Genomic DNA, 20,849 nt, shown 5'->3' on the forward strand with positions numbered 1-20,849 from the left:
GGTGGTACCCATATGCGGCGCGAGATCGAGGAGATCCCGGAAGCCACCGCCCGCCTGCTCGACGGTTCGGCAGCGGTGCTGACCGAGGCCGGGCGCGGCATTCGCGAGCGCGATCCGCATTTCATCGTCACCGTGGCGCGCGGCTCCTCCGACCATGCCGCCACCTTCATGAAATATGCCGTCGAGCTGACCGCCGGCCTCGCCGTCGCTTCGGTCGGTCCGTCGATCGCTTCGATCTATGGCGCCAAGCTCAAGCTGGCCGGCTCGGCTTGCCTGGCGATCTCGCAGTCGGGCAAGAGCCCGGACATCGTTGCGATGGCGCAAGCCGCGAGAGCCGGCGGTGCCCTGACCGTCGCCATCACCAACACCGCCGATTCGCCGCTGGCGCGCGCCTCCGATTATGCGATCGACATCCTGGCCGGCCCGGAACGCAGCGTTGCGGCGACGAAGACCTTCGTCAATTCGGCCGTCGCTGGCCTCGCCTTGATGGCGCATTCTACCGGCGACGATAAGCTTCTGGCAGCACTTGCCCGCTTGCCGGAGCATTTCCGCAAAGCGATCGCCTGCGACTGGATGGCGCTGGCCAGCGCCCTTGAGACGCAGAAATCGCTGTTCATCCTCGGTCGTGGTCCGTCCGCGGCGATCGCCAATGAGGCGGCGCTGAAATTCAAGGAAACCTGCGCCATGCACGCCGAAGCCTATAGTGCTGCCGAAGTCATGCATGGCCCGCTGGCGCTGGTCGGGCCTGATTTTCCGGTGCTGGCGCTCGCCGCCCGCGATGCTTCCGAACCCTCGGTTGCCGGGGCGGCCGACAGCCTGGCAGCCAAGGGCGCCGCCGTCTTTGTGACCTCGGACAGGGCAAAGAGCGCTGCGCGCCTGCCGCATGTCGCCACCGGCCATCCGCTGACCGACCCGTTGGCACTGATCGTGTCCTTCTATGGCTTCGTCGAGGCCTTTGCCCGCCATCGCGGCCTCGATCCCGACACGCCGCCCAATCTGCGCAAGGTGACGGAAACCCTATGAGCGACCGTTTTGCCCTGACTGGCGCCCGGATATTCGATGGCGGCGACTGGCATGACAACGCCGCCCTTGTCGTGCGTGAGGGCCTCGTCGAGGCCATCGTTGCCGCCGGCGCCGTTCCCTCTGGTGTCGAGCGTATCGAAACCGGCGGCGGCATGCTGGCTCCGGGCTTCGTCGACCTGCAGGTCAATGGCGGCGGCGGTGTCATGCTCAACGACCATCCCGATGTCGCCTCGATCGAAACCATCTGCCGGGCGCACGCACCGTTCGGCACGACGGCGCTGCTGCCGACGCTGATCACCGACACGCCTGAGATCACCTCGGCGGCGGTTGCCGCCGGTGCAAAGGCCGCGCAGCAGAAGATGCCGGGCTTTTCGGGCCTGCATCTCGAAGGCCCGCATCTGTCGATCGCCCGCAAGGGCGCGCATGACCCAGCGCTGATCCGGCCGATGCTGGATGCCGACCAGGCGATGCTGATTGCGGCGCGGAAAACCCTGCCGGTGCTGCTGACCACTATAGCGCCGGAGTCCGTCGACACCGTGCGCATTTCGGCGCTCGTCGAGGCTGGCATTATCGTCAGCCTCGGCCATTCCGACACCGGCTATGCCAAGGCGCGCGCGTTCGCCGATGCCGGCGCAACAATGGTCACCCATCTGCTCAACGCCATGAGCCAGATCGGCAACCGCGAGCCGGGGTTGGCGGGTGCCGCCATCGATACCGGCACATTGTTTGCCGGCATCATCGCCGACGGCATCCATGTCGATCCCGCCACCATGGCCATCGCTTTGCGCGCCAAGCAGGGTCCGGCAAAAATTTTCCTGGTCACCGACGCGATGGCGACGATCGGCACCGACATGACGTCGTTTACGCTGAACGGCCGCACCATCTACCGCAGGGACGGCAGCCTGCGGCTTGCCGACGGGACGCTGGCCGGCGCCGACCTCGACATGATCGCCGCCGTGCGCTTCGTCCACCGTGTCGTCGGACTGGACCTGTCGGAGGCGCTGCGCATGGCTTCGCTCTATCCGGCGCAAGCGATCGGCCAATCACACCGGCTCGGGCGGTTCGCCAACGGCACCGCCGCCGATATTGTTTCGTTGTCGGACGAATTGGACGTCAAGAGCGTCTGGATCGGCGGGGAAAGAGTTTTCGGCACCAGCTGAATGCAAATCCCGGGCGTCAGCCGGCTTTGGCCGGCGCATAGAGATCCTTGTAAGTCTCGCGCAGCAGGTTTTTCTGCACCTTGCCCATCGTGTTGCGCGGCAGTTCGTCGACGAAGATCACCCGCTTCGGGTGCTTGTATTTCGCCAGCCGCCCGGCGATGGCACCGACGATCTCGGCACCGGTGATGGTTGAGGCAGGCGCACGCACCACGATCGCCGTGACGCCTTCGCCGAAATCCGGATGGGAAACGCCGATCACAGCACTTTCGGCGACACCGGGCAGCGTGTCGATCTCGCTCTCGACCTCCTTCGGATAGATGTTGTAGCCGCCGGAAATGATCAGATCCTTGCCGCGCCCGACGATATGGACATAGCCGTCAGCGTCGATCAGGCCGAGGTCGCCGGTGATGAAGAAACCGTCGGCACGGAATTCAGCTTTGGTCTTTTCCGGCATGCGCCAATAGCCGGAAAACACATTCGGACCCTTCACCTCGATCATGCCGACCTCGCCCTGAGCAAGTGTCGCGCCGTTCTCGGGGTCGGCGATGCGCAGGGCGACACCGGGCAAGGGCAAGCCGACCGTACCGGCGCGCCGCTCGCCATCATAGGGGTTCGACGTGTTCATGTTGGTCTCGGTCATGCCGTAGCGCTCGATGATCGCGTGGCCGGTGCGCTCGCGCCAGGCCTTGTGCGTCTCGGCCAGCAGCGGTGCCGAGCCGGAAACGAACAGGCGGATGTTTCTTGCCGCTTGGCGGTTCAAGCCATCCTGCTGCAGCAGGCGCACATAGAAGGTCGGCACGCCCATCAGCGCGGTGGCGCGCGGCAGCAGCGAGACGACGCGGGCCGGGTCGAATTTGGTTTCGAACAGCATCGAGGCGCCGGCCATCAGGACGACATTGGTGGCGACGAAAAGGCCATGCGTGTGGAAGATCGGCAGCGCGTGGATCAAGACGTCTGCGTCAGTGAAGCGCCAGTGGTCGACCAGCACCCGCGCATTCGAGGCAAGGTTCTCATGGCTGAGCATAGCGCCCTTCGAGCGGCCGGTGGTCCCCGACGTGTAGAGGATCGCCGCAAGATCGTCCGGTCCGCGCACCACATCGCTGAAATCCGAAGACTGCCGCGAGGCCTGATCCATCAACGAGCCTTCGCCATTGCCACCGAGCGTGACTGCGATAGCGCCCGATCTTTCCACCAAGGCCCCGATGTCGGCTGCCCGTGCCGGATCGCAGACGACCAGCCGCGGCTCGGCATCACCGAAGAAGTATTCGAGCTCGGTCATCGTGTAAGCGGTGTTGAGCGGCAGGAAGACCGCACCGGCGCGCAGGCAGGCGAGATAGAGCAGGACCACCTCCGGGCTCTTCTCGACCTGGACGGCGACACGGTCGCCAGCCTTGACGCCCAATTGCAGAAGCGCGTGGGCCAGTTGCGCCGACCGCGCCAGCATATCGCCATAGGTGATCGAGCGCCCGTCATCCGCCTCCATCAACAGACGCTCGGGCGTCGGCATCCCGGCGCGAAAAGCGTCGAACATATGGTTGCTCATGCATCCCTCTGAGTATGGGCAGGCGCCGGAAGCCGCGGCGCGGCCGGTCTCGCCGGTTTCGGCAGCAGGCGGCGCACGGCGGGCGCGGTCGCCACATCGTTCCTGGCGGCGAACAGCTCGTGGTTCTTCTCGATGTCGTCGAGCTTGTAACGATAATTGACCATCAGGCCATGCGCCTGACGCAAGGCGCGGGGCGACAGATCGCCGAAAAGGTCGATCCGCTCCAGCCGCGCGCCATTGCCGAGATGGAACCGGGCGACCGGGTCGATCACCTTGCCGGAGGCGGTGCGGGCTTCGAGGAAATACTGTGCTGCAAGAGGAAGCAGGGCCTGGCCCGCGCGGTCGCGCACGGCAGCGTCCGCATGCCAGCCCTGGTTGGCGACGAGGTCCAGCACTTCGGCGGCGGAGGGACCGGTCTGCTCGGCCAGCCAGCGGGCAAAGCCCGGCACCGGGGACAGCGTGACGAAATCGGTCAGGCCGGGAAGGTCGCGGCGCAGATCCTCGACCACCTGCTTGATCAGAAAGTTGCCGAACGAGATGCCGCGCAACCCCTCCTGGCAGTTGGAGATGGAATAGAACACTGCCGTCGTGGCCTGCCGTGGCTGCACCAGCGGCCGCTCGTCGGCAAGCAGCTCGGCGATTGTCGTCGGCATCGCCCGGGTGAGCGCGACCTCGACGAAGATCAGCGGCTCGTCACCGAGCTGCGGATGAAAGAACGCATAGCAGAGCCGGTCGTCGGGTTCGATCCGGCGGCGCAGATCGTCCCAGGTGTGGATGGCGTGCACCGCCTCGTAGCGGATAATCTTTTCCAGGATGTTGGCCGGCGTCGACCAGTCGATTCGCCGCAGCACCAGGAAGCCGCGGTTGAACCATGACGACAAGAGGTGCGTGAAGTCGGCATCGACGATGGCGAGATCAGGCGATGTGCTCAGCCGGGCAAGCAGATCCTGGCGCATGCGCACCAGCGTCTCGATGCCGCCGGGCGCCAGGTTCAGGCGGCGCAGAAGCTCCTGCCTGGCCGGCTCGGCGGCGTCGTGCAGGGCAAGTGCCGAGCGATCGTCGGGCGCGGCGCGATAGGCATCCACTGCGGCGGCAAGCCTGGCATGATCAGTGCCGAAACGATCGCGCAGCACATGTAGGAAAGCCAGCCTTCCGTCGGCGCCGAGGGTGCGCCAGCGCTCCAGGATTTCCCTTGCATAGGCGACGCCCGATGCCTCGCCTTGGCTGGAGAGCAGGCGGGCGCACAGACGCGCCAGACTGTCGGCCGAGACCGGCTCGTCACCGCGAACGAGGTTCAGCATCATCCTGCCGCGATCGGCGATGGTGTTCAGCAGGTCAGCGAAGAAAGGGCTGCGGTTCATCGATCCGACCGTCGAAGAGGAGCCTGCGGGAGAGGCATGAGGGTGAGACAGAGAATATGGGACCGCATGTCACGAGCACAAGCGCACCGGCGTCGGCCAACGAATTCCTGACCGGCTGAAGAGACGGCGCGTGCTGGTGACGGCGCGCCGGCAGCCGCAGCGTCAGCCGGCCACCCGGTCGGCCGCTGTCCTGATTGCCTCGATGTTCGCCCGATAGGCTTCGATGCTGCCGCCCTTGAAGATGGCTGCACCAGCGACCAACACGCTGGCGCCGGCGGCGGTGACCAGGGGCGCGGTTTCGGGCGAGATGCCGCCGTCGATCTCGATCCGGATCGGCCGGCTGCCGATCAGCGCCTTGACACGCTTCACCTTGTCGACGATCCCCGGGATGAACGCCTGGCCGCCAAAACCCGGATTGACGGTCATGATCAGGATCAGATCGAGCCGGTCGAGCACATATTCGATCGCCGTTTCCGGCGTTGCCGGGTTGAGCGATACGCCCGCCTTCTTGCCGAGATTCCTGATCGTCTGCAGCGAACGGTCGAGATGCGGCCCGGCTTCGGCATGCACCGTCATGCCGTCGCAGCCGGCTTCAGCGAAGGCCTCCAGATAGGGGTCGGCCGGCGCGATCATCAGATGGCAGTCGAAGAAGGCCTTGGTGCGGTTGCGGATCGCCTTGATCACCGGCGGGCCGAAAGTGATGTTGGGCACAAAGTGCCCGTCCATGACGTCGAGATGGATCCAGTCGGCGCCGGCCGCCGCCACCGCCTCGACCTCGTTGCCCAGCTTCGAAAAATCCGACGCCAGCACCGATGGCGCGATCAAGGTCTTTTTGCTCATGATGCGGCCTTCAAGAATGCTTCCGGGCACTCTTTCTTCATCGACTGCGTAGACCATGATCCCGAAAAGTGGAAGCCGGTTTGTCCTAAGGGTGACTTGTAGAGATCAGCAGGCGTGTTCCGGCGTGAGCGAGCATGACCGTGGCGCGTTCTTTTTCCATCGACCCAACGAAAAACCCCGCCGGATGCTCCGGCAGAGTTTTGGTGTTGCGGTCGACGATTACGGACTGTTGCGCGCCGGATCCCCTACTGGAGAGCCCGCGGCCTACGCCCTTGGCTGCTGCAGGATGTTCGGGTTCAGCAACAGGTTCGGATTGGTCTGCAGCGTCGGCGCCCTGCGGATCGGGGTGCATTCCGGATACTGTCCGACCGTCCCGACCGGGCAGCGCCGGTTGATGATCGGCTGGCACCGGCCGTTGATCAGCCGTGAGCCAGGCGCGCACTCCACCTGCGCCCGGCGGCATGCGCCTCTGATCACCTCGGTCCCGCGCGGGCAGACACAGGCGCCGCGCTTGTTGTGAACCTGGCCGCGGATGGTGCACTGTTCAACAGTCGGCTTCTTGATGATCGGCACACAGGCCCGGCCCCTCAGTTCCGTCCGTCTCGGGCAGACGCAGTCGCCGTTCTTGGACGCGTATCTGACCGGGCAGCAGCTTGCACAGGCGTGCCGGCGGCTCGTCGGTCGACACGCACCTGCGGTTCTCCAGCTTGGATCCGCGCGGGCAAATACAACGCCCGGCGGAGGTCCGTATCTGGCCCCTGAGCAGCAGGCAGCGCTCCTTCGGCTTCGGTATGATGACCGTGCCGCCACCCGACGAGCACTCGCCGTTGCGGAAAGTGGTGCCTTCCGGGCAGACACACCGGCCGGCGTCGTTCATGACGAGATCTGCCGAGCACTCCTTCTTCACGTCACGCTTGATGGTGAAGGGATGGCAGGCATAGGCCTTGCCGCGATCGCCCTGCACATTGGCCGGGTCGCGGGAGAGCACTTCGCCCGCACCTCGCACCGGCGTGTCGGGGGACAGCACGCCGACGCAGTTCTGGCCGCTGACGGTGCCCTGCAGATTGGCCAGGCGGCCGTCGTCGGGGATGATCACGGTTACACGGTGAACGTGGCTTTCCCCGGCGCCGAGCGTCAAGTTGGCGATGCAGGATAGAGGCAAGGTCGCCGGTTCCGGTTCGCAGCCGAAGGGCGGGGCGATCGAGGTGATCGCAACGCCTTCCAGCCGGCCAAGGCCTTCGACGCCGATCGCATCACCGATGCGAACCGGACCCGAGAAGGCGTTTTGCCCGTCGTTCGCGATGGTGAGCTCGAACGAGCAGGGCTGACTGATCCGGCACTCGGCATCGCCGATCTTCTCGACACGGATTGTGGCACGGCCGCCGCCTTTGGCGCAGGCCCTGCCGATGGGATAGACGATGTCATCTCCGGGCGCGGGGCCGTAGGAGCCTCGTGCGCAGTTCTCAAACACGCCATTCGCGCCAACCGTCACATCGAAGTGGCGGCTGGTTCCGGGTGTCATGACGGCGCCGGGAATCTGGCACAACAGCGTATTGGCCGGGACCGGTCCGCACGCCCATTCCGCGCCGTCAGGGGTGACGGTCTGGATTTGCACGGGCGCGCCGCCGGCCACCAGCGTGGCGGCATCGTTGACCCACACCGGACCAGTTGGGGCAGTGGTGCCGGTGCTGATGACGGTGATGCGGCAGGTGACGGCCGCAGCACCGGCCAGCGAGCCGCTGCACAGCTTGGTGATGCGCAGGGCCGGCTTGCCGCCGTCGGGATGACGGATGCGTTGCTTGGCGCAGGCCCGGTTGTTGGTGAGGTCGCTCTCACCGGGGATGGCCTTCACCTCGGCGCAGTTCTCGACGGCGTCCGGCCGGTAACCGGCCGGCATCACCGCCTTGACGAAGATCGGCGCCGAGGCGCCCGGCGAGAGCACGATGCCGGCATTATCGCAGCGGAACTGGCCGGGACCGTTCGGTCCGCATGTCCATGGCGGGGTCGGGCCGAAGGTCGACGATGCCGGCGCGCCGCCCGGATAGGTGTCGGTGACCGTCAGCGGCCCGTCGTAGAGGACGCTGCCGTTGTTGATGATATCGATCACGAAGGTGCAGACGCGATCGGCCGTGCAGACCGGGGTGCGGGCACGCTTCTTCAGGATCAGATCGACCTTCTGTTCCACCGGCGGCCGGCAGTCGCGGTCACGGTCGCCACGCCGGCAGATTGGGATCGAGGCGCAGCCGCGGTCGTTTTGCTGGCTGCCGAACAGCGGCTTGCCGCTGGCGCCATACGCGGCGCAGTTGCGCAAGACGCGACCTTGCCAGCCGCCGGCAGGCTTGAAGCCGAGCTTGAGGTCGACAGAGGCACCCGGGTTGAGCGTGGTCACCGGATGGGTGCATGTCATCGGGCCGGCCGCCGGCGCACAGGCCCAGGGCGCATTCGGTCCTGAATCGAGGGTGGAGCCGGCCGGCAAGGTCACTTCGTCGAGAACGATCTTGCCGTGATACGGCCCGTCGCCGACGGTGACCTTGATGGTGAAGTCGCAGCCGCCGCCCATCGTACAACGCGGAACGTCGGCGCGTTTTTCGACTTTCAGATCCGGTTCCCTGTCCTTGGGCGACACCTCTGGTCGCGCGGAATGACGATTTCGATCGTCTGCGTGCAGCACAAGCCCCAGCCCTCCTCCGGGCCGGCATAGGTTTCGATGCCGGTGACGACGAGGTGGATGACGTCTCCGGGTGACGCACCGACGATCTTCCAGTTGAGCACACCGCCGCCCGCCGGCACCAATTGCGTGTCGGGGATGATGGTGATGCCGGGTGTCGTCGTCGAGAGCTGCACCCACTTGCCGGCCATCTCGGGGCCGACCGGCATATGGTAGATGAAGGCGCCGCCGCCGGGCACGCAATCGACCGTGCCGCGTTCCACTTTGAAGCATTCCTTGCCGGGAGGTGGAGGCGGCGGGTTGCACTTGGTCAGGTCGATCTTGATCGAGGTCTTTTCGCCGGTGAGGATGTTGCCGTCGTCCGGCTTGCCTGGGTCCTGCGACGGGATGATGGTCCCGGTGCCGGGCCCGACGGTTATCTCGATCAGGCCCTGATTGTCGATGATCGCCGGCGAGGCAAACGCCGCATGGTCGATCTTGGCGGTGATCTGGAAGGTGATGACGCGTTCGTTTGGAGCGCCGAATGCCGTCGAGATCGCTGGCGGAAATCCGGAAGTCGGAAACATCAGCCGTGTCGTTCGGGTCTGCCGACGTGCTGATCGAGGCTCCGGGCAGCGATCCGCCGGACGCATCCGTGCCGTCGCCGGACACATGCACGTCGACGATCCGCAGACCATGCGGAAGCTGGTCCTTGAAGTCGATCCTGGTCTTTTCCAGCGCAGTCGCGAGGCCTGGGCTAGCAAAGGCTTGCGGGTTGCCGCGCAGGCCGAAGCTCAGGGAATATACGACATAGTCGCAGCCTCGTTGCCTGCCTTTCTTTGTGAAGAAAGGCACGACCCGGCCCGGCCGCGGATTGACGATGCGCGGGTTGTCGAGGTCGAGCCCGAAATCCGGATCGGCGGTTTCGAGCGGACCGGGATCGGCAGGCTTGTCGATATCGGTCTGGCTGGTCTGGCTGGTCTGGGCCGGAACAAGGTCCTGGGCGAAGCCTTGCACCGGGGCCAGCATGGCGACCGCGATCCCGGCCGCCACCAGCCAGCGCGCGCCGCGCCTGGCGAGTGACAGCGGCTTCATGATCGTCGCAAGCGGGGAAAATGCTGAAATGCTCATCTTCCCCTCCTCAATGTTCGCAGCTGACGGCTGGGGTTCTGAGCGGCACGGTCATCTTGCAGCAAGGGAAGTAGCCGCCCTTGTCGCGGTCGGACTGCCGGTAGAGGCAGAGCCCGACGTCGACCGTGTCGCCAGGATAGTGGCCGGTGATGCCGATCGTGTAGGGCGCGCCGGGAGCATGCGAGAGGGGTGAAGTCATCCCAACGCCTGATGTCCTGGACAGAGCCTTAATCGAATCGCCGCCAAAGCCGGCAGGGTCGCGGAGATAGAGCTCGGCTTCCAATCCGGAGGGCGTGCAGAAGTACCTGACATCCTCGACGTCGAGGCAAGAAGGCACGCCGCCGGGGGCGGAAAATCAGGCGGATAGAAAGGTGGCATGTAACCGCCGCCCGGTATCTGCTCGTAATAGCCGGCACGGCCTTCGCAGGGGCGCCAGACCTCGACGTCGCCGACATGACCTTCAACCTCGGAGTCTTCGAAATAGCCGTCGAAGTCGACAAACCACGAGCCGAAAGGCGGCACGTTGGCCGGCTTGACCAGCGCCGCCGGCGTGATCTGCACGCCGTGCACGGCCAGCGGCCCGCCGCCGGCAAGCTGTTCGGCAAGCGCCGGGTTATCACGCAATTTGTCGCCTGACTTGACCAGCGTGTCGGTGCAGACTGATGTGTCGAGATTGCCGTCGGAATCATAACCATACTGCAGGTCGAGGCCGCCGGCCGACTGCCGGCTGTCCCCGGGGAAACCGACCGCATATTCCTGCGGCATTTCCACCCAGATTGATTCCGTCGCCGGATCGTCCGGGTTTTCGCGCCAATAGCGGATGACCTCGCCTTTGCCGGAATCGGCGAACTGGCTGTAGTCGTAGCGGTTTTCCATCGGGTCGCGCTGGGCCAGGTACATGAAGCCGCTGATATCGAAAGCGATGTCGGTGACCGCGTGGTCCCTGTCGGCCTTGACCGTAAGTTCCCAGCGCGGGTCGACGGCAAAGCTGCCGTCGCGGGCAACGCCCACCGACCAGATCTCGGCTTTTTCACCGACCGAATAATAGAGCCGGCCGCCATGATAGGCGACGGACCAGACGCGGCGCTCGTCCTGAGCGTAGCCCCAGCTGTCGGGGTCTTCGCTGTCGAAGGCAGCGCTCTCGATGTCCATCACCGAGCCATTGTCGGCAAGCGGGGCCAGCCCGCGCGCCGGACGCCCGGCAGCGCCGTGGTCGAACGTGTCGACCAGGCGCCGTTGACATCGATGCGATGGATAAGACCGGTGTCGAGGTCGCTGGCGAAGATCTGACGGTGGTTATTGTCGAAGGTCACGTCGCCGATGCCGGGACCGCTGTTGGTGTCGATATCGGCGAATTTCGAAACGGCGCCGGTGATCCCGTCGATCTTCCAGATGGTGCCCGGTCCGCCACCGTTCTCGGTGCCGAATTGGCCATCCATGAAGGTGGCGCCGGCAGCACCGCGACGCTGCCGCTCGGGACGACCATCCGCATCTTCGTCTGACGTGACGATGTGGATGCCGTGCAGCGAGGTGGCGCCGGCATAGAGGTTCGGAATGCCTGAGGGAGCGCCGTCGCGGACGCCGTCGTCGTAGGTGATCGCGAACACCTGGCCGATCTGCCCGGCCGCCACTTCGAAGGGCGGCGGCGTGAAGACGAGTTGGCCGGAAGCCGGCCCGCCCAGCCTTGAACATCGAAAACGCGCAAGGTTGCGCGCGTCGTGTCGATGAAGGTTTCGTCGACAGGGTCGACGCCGGGCGGCAGGCCTTCTTCGAAATTGGGGGCCTCGTCGAAATTGGGATCCTGTCCGAAATTGGGAATGGCGGTGCCGGAAAATCCAGTCACCGCCATCGAGCAGGATAGATGATCTGCGTTTCCTGCGCCTGGACGGCACCGCCAAGCCACAGGGTGGTGGCGAGCGCCAGCGCCCGAAAGCCGCTGGTTAGTTGCATCGCACCGCGCAAACGGCCAGCACGAGAGCGCACGAACGCGCCGTGGTCGCAAGACATAGAGTTGCCCCCCCGCGGGCGACGGGAGAAACATCCGGCGTTTCCGCGCAAATCAGGGCAAGGCGCGGCGTTCCGGCACGTTTTTCCCTGATCGAATTGTCTGCTTTCCTCGTAGTCACGATATGCCGGCGCTTACGCATGGTCAACGGAATCAGCGGAAAGCCTGGCATATCGGCTCCACCCCGAAAGCGGTGGTCGCGCTGAGTTCCCGGAGACCACGGAGCCTCTGGATTTCCAGTCATAGCCTTTCCTTTCCAGGGCCGCACCACGCGGCGCATCTGGGTGTCAGTCGCGAACCGAGGCGGAAAGGTTCATGGGAGCCATGGCCGGAGGACCCGGCCGCCCGAGAAAAGGATGTTGGAAGCCTTGCGCAGAATGCTTGCGCGCCGCGCAGCCTGTTCTTATATACCCGCCAAGCCGTTCGACGCCGGAATGCCGGTTGCCGAAGCGGAATTTCTTGTGAACAGGGGCTTTCGTCGGAACGCCTGTACGGGTCCTGAGAGCTTGCTTAGCGGAGAGATTAGAAAAATGGCAAAAGTAATCGGTATCGATCTGGGGACCACCAACTCTTGCGTCGCCATCATGGACGGCAAGGAATCGAAGGTCATCGAGAATGCGGAAGGCGCGCGCACGACCCCTTCCATCGTCGCCATCAGCAGCGACGGCGAGCGCCTCGTCGGACAGCCGGCCAAGCGCCAGGCGGTCACGAATCCTGAAAACACTATCTTCGCGGTCAAGCGCCTGATCGGCCGCCGCTATGACGATCCGGTTACGGAAAAGGACAAGAAGCTTGTCCCCTACAAGATCGTCAAGGGCGACAATGGCGACGCCTGGGTCGAGGCCGGCGGCAAGAAGCAGTCACCCAGCCAGATCTCGGCGATGATCCTGCAGAAGATGAAGGAAACGGCCGAAGCCTATCTCGGCGAGAAGGTCGAGAAGGCGGTCATCACCGTTCCCGCCTATTTCAACGACGCCCAGCGCCAGGCGACTAAGGATGCCGGCAAGATCGCCGGCCTCGAAGTGCTGCGCATCATCAACGAGCCGACCGCGGCCGCGCTTGCCTATGGCCTCGATAAGAAGGAAGGCAAGACCATTGCCGTCTATGACCTTGGCGGCGGCACCTTCGACATTTCGGTGCTCGAGATCGGCGACGGCGTCTTCGAGGTGAAGTCGACCAATGGCGACACCTTCCTCGGCGGCGAGGATTTCGACATGCGTCTGGTCGAATATCTGGCGGCCGAGTTCAAGAAGGAACAGGGCATCGACCTGCGGAGCGACAAGCTCGCCCTTCAGCGCCTCAAGGAAGCGGCTGAAAAGGCCAAGATCGAGCTGTCGTCCACCACGCAGACCGAGATCAACCTGCCCTTCATCACTGCCGATGCCACCGGTCCCAAGCACCTGACGCTGAAGCTGACGCGGGCGAAGTTCGAGAGCTTGGTCGAGGATCTCGTCCAGCGCACGATCGACCCCTGCAAGGCGGCGCTCAAGGATGCCGGCCTGAAGGCGGGCGAAATCGACGAGGTCGTCCTGGTCGGCGGCATGACCCGCATGCCCAAGATCCAGGAGATCGTGAAGCAATTCTTCGGCAAGGAGCCGCACAAGGGCGTCAACCCGGATGAGGTCGTCGCATTGGGCGCCGCCATCCAGGCCGGCGTGCTGCAGGGCGACGTCAAGGACGTGCTGCTGCTCGACGTGACGCCGCTGTCGCTTGGCATCGAGACGCTGGGTGGTGTGTTCACGCGGCTGATCGAGCGCAACACGACGATCCCGACCAAGAAGAGCCAGGTGTTCTCGACGGCCGAGGATTCACAGTCGGCCGTGACCATCCGCGTCTTCCAGGGTGAGCGTGAAATGGCCGCCGACAACAAGGCGCTCGGCCAGTTCGACCTGGTCGGCATCCCGCCGGCGCCCCGTGGCGTGCCGCAGATCGAGGTCACTTTCGACATCGACGCCAACGGCATCGTCAATGTCTCGGCCAAGGACAAGGGCACCGGCAAGGAGCACCAGATCCGCATCCAGGCGTCTGGCGGCCTTTCGGACGCCGACATCGAGAAGATGGTGAAGGACGCCGAAGCCAATGCCGAGGCCGACAAGAAGCGGCGCGCGCTGGTCGAGGCCCGCAACCAGGCCGAGGCGCTGGTGCATTCCTCGGAGAAGTCGCTGAAGGAATATGGCGAGAAGGTTTCCGAGGCCGACCGCACGGCGATCGCCGATGCGATCGCGGCGCTGAAGACCGCTGCCGAAGGCGACGACGCGGCCGAGATCGAAGCCAAGACCCAGGCGCTCGCCGAAACCTCGATGAAGCTCGGCCAGGCCATGTATGAGGCTTCGCAGAAGGAAGCCGCGGAAGCTGACGCCAAGGCGGACGCCGCCAAGGACAGCGACGTGGTCGATGCCGACTTCGAGGAAATCAACGAGGACGACGACAAGAAGAAGTCGGCCTGAACCGCATGATGGCAGGTAAAAGCGGAAAAGCCCGGCGCGCAAAGCCGGGCTTTTTTGCAACTCTGGCCGAAAAAGTGCGGGCCTGGTCGAAAAAATGCAGGCAAGCCCGCATCGACACTGGCATCCCGGCGCCATCGCACCTAAATCGGAACAGCGTGCCGGCGAACGACGCGAAATGCTTCAAGACGTTGAATATCCGGACTGCGGGAAAAGATGAAAGCTGATTTCTACGAAACGCTGGGCGTGCAAAAGGGGGCCGACGAGAAGGAGCTCAAGAGCGCTTTCCGCAAGCTGGCCATGCAGTTCCATCCCGATCGCAATCCCGGCGACCATTCCTGCGAGCACAAGTTCAAGGAAATCAACGAAGCCTACGAGACGCTGAAAGACCCGCAGAAACGCGCGGCCTACGATCGTTTCGGCCACGCTGCCTTCGAACAGGGCGGCATGAATGGCGGCGCACAAGGCTTCGGCGCCGGCGGCTTCGCCGACATCTTCGAGGATATTTTCGGCGACATGATGGGCGGGCGCCAGCGCCGATCCTCAGGCGGGCGCGAGCGCGGCGCCGACCTGCGCTACAATATGGAAATCACGCTGGAGGAGGCGTTTACCGGCAAGACAGCGCAGATTCACGTGCCGGCGTCGATCTCCTGCACGGAATGCTCCGGCAGCGGCGCCAAGCCCGGCACCCAGCCCGTCACCTGCTCGATGTGCAACGGCCACGGCAAGGTGCGCGCCACGCAGGGGTTCTTCTCGATCGAGCGCACCTGTCCGCAATGCCAGGGGCGTGGCCAGACCATCAAGGAGCCGTGCCCGAAGTGCGCCGGCCAGGGCCGCGTCACCGAGGAGCGCTCGCTGTCGGTCAACATTCCGGCCGGCATCGAGGACGGCACCCGCATCCGCCTTGCCAATGAGGGCGAAGCCGGCCTGCGCGGCGGCCCGTCGGGCGATCTCTATATTTTCCTTGCGGTCAAGCCGCACGAATTCTTCCAGCGCGACGGCGCCGATCTCTACTGCAAGGTGCCGATCTCGATGACGACGGCTGCCCTTGGCGGCTCCTTCGAGGTGGCGACGCTGGACGGCACCCAGACGAAAGTGAAGGTGCCGGAAGGTACCCAGAACGGCCGCCAGTTCCGCCTCAAGGGCAAGGGCATGCCGGTGCTGCGCCAGCACAACGTCGGCGACCTCTATATCCAGACCGCGGTCGAGACGCCGCAGAACCTTTCCCGCCGCCAACGCGAGTTGCTGGAGGAGTTCGAACAGCTTTCCTCGAAGGATAATTCGCCGCAGTCGAGCGGCTTTTTCGCCCGCATGAAGGACTTTTTCGAAACCTTCGGCGAGCGCTGATGCCTATTCTCGCCAATCGGGTGTAGAGTGCAATTAAGCGGAAGGTTCCCAAGCGTCATCAACATCTTATACCGGCATCCGCCTTGCCTTGGACCCCGCAGCTGCTAAGTAGCCTCTCGGGGGAGCGTTCAGGAGAACTTGCATGGCACATGGTCCCGGACTGCGAAAGGCGCTGGCGGAAAAGTTCGACGACGAACTGAAGTTCTTCAAGGGCTGGATCGACAAGCCGAAGGCGGTCGGTTCGATCGTGCCGACCAGTTCCACCACAGCCCGCAAGATGGCCTCCGTCGTCAACCCGAACTCGGGCCTGCCGGTGCTCGAAGTCGGGCCCGGCACCGGCGTCATCACCCGAGCCATCCTCGCCCAGGGCGTAAAGCCTGAAAACCTCTATGCGGTCGAATACTCCACCGATTTCGTGCGCCATCTCCGCCAGCTTTATCCCGGCGTCAACGTCATTGAGGGCGACGCCTTCAATCTCGATGCGACACTCGGCGACAAGAGCGGCCTGACCTTCGATTCGGTCGTCTCCGGCGTGCCATTGCTCAATTTCCCAGTCGCCCAGCGCATCGCCTATGTCGAAAGCCTTCTCGACCGCATCCCGACAGGCCGCCCGATCGTGCAGCTGACCTACGGCCCGCTGTCGCCGATCCCGCCCGGCCGCGGCGACTACACGGTCGAGCATTTCCATTTCGTCATCCGCAACATCCCGCCAACGCAGCTGTGGATCTACCGGCGCGGGGCGCATTGATCAGTATTTGGGATTTGAGGCGTGCCTGGCCTATATCTGTCCGCTGACAAAGGTGGCCGATGGCAGTGATCCCGAAAATTCTCGTCTTCGCGGGCTCGATTCGCACTGGCGCCTTTAGCGGCAGGACCGCCGATGTGGCGCAGAAGGAACTTGCTCTGCAGGGCGCCGAGGTGACCCGCATCTCGCTTGCCGACTATCCGCTGCCGATCCTCGACGAGGACCTGGAAAAGGAGAAAGGCATTCCCGAAAACGCCATCAAGCTTGCCCGGCAGATCGCCGCCCATGATGGGCTGCTGATCGCGACGCCCGAATATAATGGCTCCATCCCGCCGCTGCTCAAGAACACCATCGACTGGGTGAGCCGGGTGCGCACGGATGGGGGGCGGTCGTTCCGCCCCTTCGCCGGCAAGCCCGCCGGCCTTTGTTCGTCTTCCAAAGGACACTTTGCCGGGGTACGCTGCATCAACCATCTGCGCGCCGTGCTGGTGCGCTGCAAGATGGAGGTGGTGACGCCGGAATGCTCGGTGCCGGAGGGCGGCATCGCCTTCGACGAGGACGGAAATTTCAGGGACGAGAGACTGCACAGTTCGATGGAGCACCTATGCCGCACGCTGATCGAAACCTCGCGCATGCTGTCGACGCGGATCGAGGCGTGATTCAGGAGCGCGCCGAAACCATGCAAGACAGGCTGATCGTCGGCCTCGACGTGCCGACGCTGAAGGACGCCGAGAAGGCGGTGCGCGAACTCGACGGGGTCGTCTCCTTCTACAAGATCGGCTATCAGCTTGCCTTCGCCGGCGGCCTCGATTTCGCCCGCGAGCTCGCCAGCGGCGGCACCAGGATCTTCCTCGACATGAAGCTGCTCGACATCGACAACACGGTGGCCAAGGGTGTCGAGGCCATTGCCAGGATGGGCATGACCATGCTGACGCTGCACGCTTATCCGAAGACGATGGAGGCAGCGGTCGAGGCCGCCAGGGGCAGCAATCTCTGCCTGCTTGGGGTCACCGTGCTGACTTCGATGGACGAACAGGACGTGATCGACGCCGGCTATGAGTATGACCCGCATACGCTGGTGCTGAGGCGCTCCGAACAGGCGCTGCATGCCGGCATGGGCGGCATCGTCTGCTCGGCCGAGGAAGCGGAAGCGGTGCGCCGGATCGTCGGCCCCAACATGGCCGTCGTCACGCCGGGAATACGCCCCAAGGGCAGCGACCATGGCGACCAGAAACGCGTGGTCACGCCGGCGCAGGCGATCCGCAACGGCTCCAGCCATCTCGTCGTCGGCCGGCCCATCGTCAGCGCCGCAGACAGGCGGGCGGTCGCGGAAGCTATCCTTGATGAAATGCGCTCGGCATAGCTGCCCAGGAACAACTTCGGAGAAAAAGCATGCCCAAGGGATATTGGATTGCCCGCGTCGATGTGCGCGATGCGGAAGGCTACAAGGACTATGTCGCCGCCGCCAAGCTTGCCTTCGACCGTTTCGATGTAAAATTCCTGGCACGCGGCGGCACACATGAAAAAGCCGAGGGGCCCGGTCGTGACCGCAATGTCATCATCGAATTTCCGTCGTTGGCTGCGGCGCATGACTGCTATCACTCGCCGGAGTATCAGCGGGCGGTCGCGATCCGCCAGAAAGTAGCCGACGGCGAGATCGTGCTGGTCGAAGGGCTTTAGTTCAGCGGCAACCGCTGCGTCGGTCAGACCGAATGCAGGATGTAAAGCTTGCGCGTTTTCTCGTGGATGGTCCATTCGCCCTCCCAGCCAAGCGGCAGGACAAGCAATTCGCCGGGTCCGACATCTTTGGCTGCGCCACCAGGACCGTGCAGCGTCACGCGGCCGGAGACGATGTGGCAAATCTCGGAATTCGTGTCTCGGCGCGCGGTGAACCGGCCCTGCGAACATTCCCATACACCGACCTCGATCTTGCCATCATCCGAAGTCCAGAGCGTGTTGGCTGCTTCCATCTGATCGCCCTCCACCGAGGTCGGTTTCGTCTGGGGCTCACCGAGGTTGATATGCGCAAGGTGGGCGAAAGTCTTGAAATCGATCATTCCTAAATCCTCGAGATAATGCGGTTCAGTGGCCGGTAATGCGATCGGCCAGGGCCGCCAGCCGCGATGTGCGCGGCAGCCCCTTTGCTTCCCGCTCGTCGGCAATTCGATAGAGCTGATACATCGAATGGACGCCGAGCCAGCGCAGCGGCTCTGGCTCCCATTTGCGCACGGTCCGATTGACCCAGGGAAGCCGCGTCAGCTCGGTGTCGTTGTCCAGCAGAAGATCCCTCAGAGTGCGTCCCGAGAGGTTCGAGGTGGACACGCCGAGGCCTACATAGCCGCCTGCCCATCCTATTCCGGTCTGCCTGTCAAAGCCCACCGTCGTGCACCAGTCGCGCGGCACGCCCAGCGTACCACACCACGCATGGTCGAGCTTTAGTCCCTTGGTCTGCGGCAGAAGCGTCGTCAGGATCTTGTGCAGCTTATCGATCGTCGCCTGCTGGGTGACGCCTCGAATGTCGGTCTTCGAGCCGAACCGATATGGCACCCCGCGCCCGCCCATGGCAATGCGGCCTTCCCTCGTGCGCTGGGCGTAGCAGTATGTATGTGCGGCGTCGCCGAGCACCTCGTAGCCATCCCAGCCAATTTCGCTCCACAGCTTTTCGGACAACGGCTCGGTGACCACGATGGCACTGTTGAGCGCCAACCACAGCCGCTCGTGGCCGGCAATTCCCGCAGTAAAACCCTCGGTCGCCCGCACGATCTTTTCGGCGCGCAGCACGCCCCGGTTGGTTACGACCTTGCCTTTTTCGATCGACAGCGCGGTGGTCTGTTCGTAGATCGGGACACCGAGGCGCTCCACTGCCTTGGCGAGCCCCTGCACCAGCTTTGCGGGCTGAACCCGCGCAACTTTCTTGATGACGAAGGCGCCGCGCGCGTTGTGCACCGCTATGCGCCGGCGCATCTCCGCGGCATCGATATACCCGACGCGTTCGTCGGTCAGCTCCCAGGACCTGGCATCGGCATACATCGCCTTGGCGCGCTGCTCCTGCGCCTCGTTGGTTGCGACCAGCAGTTCGTCGGTACGGCGAATGTCGGCGTCGATGCCTTCGGTTTCCGCAACCGATATGATCTCGTTCACCGTACCCGTCATTGCCGCCTGCATGGCGATGACTCCAGCGCGCGAGGTTGCCTTCTCATATTTTTCCCGCGACCACGAGAACCCGCCGGACAGCCAGCCGCCATTGCGTCCCGAAGCACCGAAGCCGGCGAACTCCTTCTCGACGATGACAATGTTGAGGTGGGGCGCTGCCTGCTTCAGATAATAGGCGGTCCAAAGGCCGGTGTAGCCAGCCCCGACGATGCAGACGTCGGCCACGATATCGCCCCGCAGTGGCGGCCGATAGTCGGGCACGCCGCCGATGTCGGCATACCAGAATGAAACGTCGCCGTTCTTCTTCACGTCCATTGTCGAGATTTTCCCAGATAGGATTCAGGTCAGCGTGAAATCGGCGTTTTCGTCATCCGCCAACAGCTTCACGTCGCTGCCCGCGAATACGAGGTCGACCTCGTCGCCGATGGCGAAGGTCTCGGCGTCCAGCGTCGAGCGCACGATCGCCTTGGAGGTGTCGGCCAGCACGACTTCGTATTTGGAGCCCGATCCGAGATAGATGGCCTCGCCGATACGCCCAGGCAGGGTGTTTCGATCCTGTCCGCCCTTCCCCCGCCTGGCGAGGCTCAGCTTCTCCGGCCGCAGCAGCATCACGGGTTTGGCGCCATTGGGAAGGCGTTTGGCGGCAGCCACTTTCCGTCCTTCTATCTCGAGGGCGGTCTCGTTCCCGGAGGTGGAGGCTGCGCCACGCAGTATCGTCGAGTCGCCGACGAATTTTCCGACGAACAAGGTCTCGGGCTCGTCGTAGAGCTGGCGACCGGTGCCGATCTGCTCGATGCGTCCCTGGTTGAACACGGCGATGCGGTCCGAGAGGACCAGAGCCTCCTCCTGGTCGTGCGTGACGTAAACGAAGGTAGTGCCCAGTTCCCGGTGGATCCGTTTGATCTCGAGCTGCAGCCATTCACGCAACTTCTTGTCAAGCGCGCCGAGCGGCTCGTCCATCAGGAGCAGTGGCGGGTCGAACACGATGGCGCGCGCCAGCGCGACGCGCTGCTGCTGCCCGCCGGAGAGCTCGCTGGGGAAGCGGTGGCCGAAATCCGCCATCTTCACCATGTCCAGCGCCTTGCGCATCCGTGCCGCGCGATCGGGATTGGCGATGCCGCGCAAGGTCAGCGGGTATGCGACGTTCCTGCTCACCGTCATGTGCGGAAACAGCGCGTAGTGCTGAAACACCACGCCGATGTTGCGTTTGTGCGCCGGTACGCCGATGACGCTCTTGCCGCCGACATCAAGCGAACCCGAGCTGACTTCGGTGAAGCCGGCGATGACGTTGAGCGTGGTGGTCTTGCCCGAACCGCTGGGCCCGAGCAGCGTCATGAACTCCCCTGGCTCGATGTGCAGCGAGACCTTATCGAGAGCGATGAAACTGCCATAGTGTTTGCTGACAGATCTGAGATCGATGGCTGCGCCGCGGGTCGATGATGAAGCCATG

Annotated in this window: 19 protein-coding genes and 1 pseudogene; 9 read left to right on the forward strand and 11 right to left on the reverse strand. The window is 64.2% G+C overall.

Going from position 1 to position 20,849, the window contains the following annotated elements; all coding sequences use genetic code 11:
• The first annotated feature begins 12 nt into the window (after positions 1-12).
• Together NKH36_RS18455 and nagA are read left to right on the forward strand one after the other, a co-directional pair.
• Complete coding sequence (locus NKH36_RS18455; RefSeq protein ID WP_502912067.1) at positions 13-1,023, forward strand: SIS domain-containing protein; 1,011 nt, start codon at positions 13-15, stop codon at positions 1,021-1,023.
• Positions 1,020-2,183: an N-acetylglucosamine-6-phosphate deacetylase gene (gene nagA / locus NKH36_RS18460; RefSeq protein WP_352960371.1), complete on the forward strand. Its 1,164-nt coding sequence runs from the start codon at positions 1,020-1,022 to the stop codon at positions 2,181-2,183. Before NKH36_RS18455 ends, nagA begins: the two co-directional genes overlap by 4 nt.
• Before the next feature lie 16 nt (positions 2,184-2,199).
• On the opposite strand, the gene NKH36_RS18465 is transcribed toward nagA, so the two are convergent.
• The 8 genes and pseudogenes from NKH36_RS18465 to NKH36_RS18510 form a co-directional block, all read right to left on the reverse strand.
• Positions 2,200-3,726, reverse strand: a complete 1,527-nt coding sequence (locus tag NKH36_RS18465; protein WP_352960369.1) for a malonate--CoA ligase — start codon at positions 3,724-3,726, stop codon at positions 2,200-2,202.
• Complete coding sequence (locus NKH36_RS18470) at positions 3,723-5,087, reverse strand: malonyl-CoA decarboxylase (protein ID WP_352960367.1); 1,365 nt, start codon at positions 5,085-5,087, stop codon at positions 3,723-3,725. The genes NKH36_RS18465 and NKH36_RS18470 overlap by 4 nt, the downstream gene beginning before the upstream one ends.
• A 162-nt stretch (positions 5,088-5,249) precedes the next feature.
• Complete coding sequence (gene rpe, locus NKH36_RS18475) at positions 5,250-5,927, reverse strand: ribulose-phosphate 3-epimerase (RefSeq protein ID WP_352960365.1); 678 nt, start codon at positions 5,925-5,927, stop codon at positions 5,250-5,252.
• A 264-nt stretch (positions 5,928-6,191) separates the two neighbouring features.
• The gene (locus tag NKH36_RS18480) at positions 6,192-6,500 is read right to left on the reverse strand and encodes a hypothetical protein (protein ID WP_352960363.1); all 309 of its coding nucleotides are present in this window, start codon (positions 6,498-6,500) and stop codon (positions 6,192-6,194) included.
• A gap of 111 nt (positions 6,501-6,611) precedes the next feature.
• Positions 6,612-9,705: pseudogene (locus tag NKH36_RS34860) on the reverse strand (DUF7929 domain-containing protein); the annotation flags it as partial.
• 10 nt (positions 9,706-9,715) lie between these two features.
• Positions 9,716-9,904 (reverse strand): hypothetical protein, encoded by a 189-nt coding sequence (locus NKH36_RS18500; RefSeq protein WP_352960355.1) that lies wholly within the window; start codon positions 9,902-9,904, stop codon positions 9,716-9,718.
• Positions 9,901-10,857 carry a hypothetical protein gene (locus tag NKH36_RS18505; protein ID WP_352960353.1) on the reverse strand — a complete coding sequence of 319 codons (957 nt, stop codon included), beginning with the start codon at positions 10,855-10,857 and terminating at the stop codon, positions 9,901-9,903. The genes NKH36_RS18500 and NKH36_RS18505 overlap by 4 nt, the downstream gene beginning before the upstream one ends.
• Complete coding sequence (locus NKH36_RS18510) at positions 10,857-11,312, reverse strand: hypothetical protein (protein ID WP_352960351.1); 456 nt, start codon at positions 11,310-11,312, stop codon at positions 10,857-10,859. Before NKH36_RS18510 ends, NKH36_RS18505 begins: the two co-directional genes overlap by 1 nt.
• A gap of 928 nt (positions 11,313-12,240) precedes the next feature.
• Between NKH36_RS18510 and dnaK the strand changes: the two genes are divergently transcribed.
• The 7 genes from dnaK (at position 12,241) to NKH36_RS18545 (ending at position 17,926) form a co-directional block, all read left to right on the forward strand.
• Positions 12,241-14,157, forward strand: a complete 1,917-nt coding sequence (gene dnaK, locus NKH36_RS18515) for a molecular chaperone DnaK (RefSeq protein ID WP_352960349.1) — start codon at positions 12,241-12,243, stop codon at positions 14,155-14,157.
• 5 nt (positions 14,158-14,162) lie between these two features.
• Positions 14,163-14,381, forward strand: a complete 219-nt coding sequence (locus NKH36_RS18520; protein ID WP_352960347.1) for a hypothetical protein — start codon at positions 14,163-14,165, stop codon at positions 14,379-14,381.
• Complete coding sequence (gene dnaJ / locus NKH36_RS18525) at positions 14,371-15,501, forward strand: molecular chaperone DnaJ (RefSeq protein ID WP_135933963.1); 1,131 nt, start codon at positions 14,371-14,373, stop codon at positions 15,499-15,501. Before NKH36_RS18520 ends, dnaJ begins: the two co-directional genes overlap by 11 nt.
• Before the next feature lie 142 nt (positions 15,502-15,643).
• Positions 15,644-16,249 carry a phospholipid N-methyltransferase PmtA gene (pmtA, locus tag NKH36_RS18530; protein ID WP_352960345.1) on the forward strand — a complete coding sequence of 202 codons (606 nt, stop codon included), beginning with the start codon at positions 15,644-15,646 and terminating at the stop codon, positions 16,247-16,249.
• 59 nt (positions 16,250-16,308) lie between these two features.
• Positions 16,309-16,905 carry an NADPH-dependent FMN reductase gene (locus NKH36_RS18535; protein ID WP_352960343.1) on the forward strand — a complete coding sequence of 199 codons (597 nt, stop codon included), beginning with the start codon at positions 16,309-16,311 and terminating at the stop codon, positions 16,903-16,905.
• Positions 16,906-16,925: 20 nt separating this feature from the next.
• A complete protein-coding gene (gene pyrF / locus NKH36_RS18540; RefSeq protein ID WP_352960391.1) occupies positions 16,926-17,609 on the forward strand; it encodes an orotidine-5'-phosphate decarboxylase in 684 nt (227 codons plus the stop codon).
• A gap of 29 nt (positions 17,610-17,638) precedes the next feature.
• On the forward strand, positions 17,639-17,926 hold the full coding sequence (locus NKH36_RS18545; RefSeq protein WP_352960341.1) for a DUF1330 domain-containing protein: 288 nt from the start codon (positions 17,639-17,641) through the stop codon (positions 17,924-17,926).
• 23 nt (positions 17,927-17,949) lie between these two features.
• Here the strand turns inward: NKH36_RS18545 and NKH36_RS18550 are convergent, their stop codons facing one another.
• The 3 genes from NKH36_RS18550 to NKH36_RS18560 are packed head-to-tail and all read right to left on the reverse strand — an operon-like array spanning position 17,950 to position 20,848.
• Positions 17,950-18,303 (reverse strand): cupin domain-containing protein, encoded by a 354-nt coding sequence (locus NKH36_RS18550; protein ID WP_352960339.1) that lies wholly within the window; start codon positions 18,301-18,303, stop codon positions 17,950-17,952.
• A 25-nt stretch (positions 18,304-18,328) separates the two neighbouring features.
• Positions 18,329-19,714, reverse strand: coding sequence for an NAD(P)/FAD-dependent oxidoreductase (locus NKH36_RS18555; RefSeq protein ID WP_352960337.1), 1,386 nt, complete (start codon positions 19,712-19,714; stop codon positions 18,329-18,331).
• 24 nt (positions 19,715-19,738) lie between these two features.
• Positions 19,739-20,848: an ABC transporter ATP-binding protein gene (locus tag NKH36_RS18560; protein ID WP_352960335.1), complete on the reverse strand. Its 1,110-nt coding sequence runs from the start codon at positions 20,846-20,848 to the stop codon at positions 19,739-19,741.
• Position 20,849 lies beyond the last annotated feature (1 nt).

The sequence above is a fragment of the Mesorhizobium sp. M1312 genome, assembly GCF_040318115.1.
GTDB lineage: Bacteria > Pseudomonadota > Alphaproteobacteria > Rhizobiales > Rhizobiaceae > Mesorhizobium.